Source organism: Gordonia sp. UBA7599 (assembly GCA_002477755.1).
In the GTDB taxonomy this organism is placed as follows: Bacteria; Actinomycetota; Actinomycetes; order Mycobacteriales; family Mycobacteriaceae; genus Gordonia.
On record DLKD01000023.1, the window covers coordinates 1 to 247 of the forward strand.

Below are 247 nucleotides of genomic sequence, written 5' to 3' on the forward strand. Positions count from 1 at the left end.
TCCCAGTCGTCGCCACCGAGCTTGTTGTCACCGGCGGTAGCGCGGACCTCGACGACGCCGTCGCCGATTTCGAGCAGCGAGACGTCGAAGGTGCCGCCACCGAGGTCGAAGACCAGGATGGTCTGCTCCTTCTCGCCCTTGTCCAGGCCGTAGGCCAGGGCCGCGGCGGTGGGCTCGTTGACGATGCGCAGGACGTTGAGGCCGGCGATCTGGCCGGCTTCCTTGGTCGCCTGGCGCTGGGCGTCGT

General features: G+C 68.8%; 1 protein-coding gene. It reads right to left on the minus strand.

Translation table 11 applies throughout. The annotated features are described in order from the left end of the window. Positions 1–247: Hsp70 family protein (locus tag B4L26_RS02460; protein WP_290715468.1), on the minus strand; the 247-nt coding region annotated here is incomplete at both ends.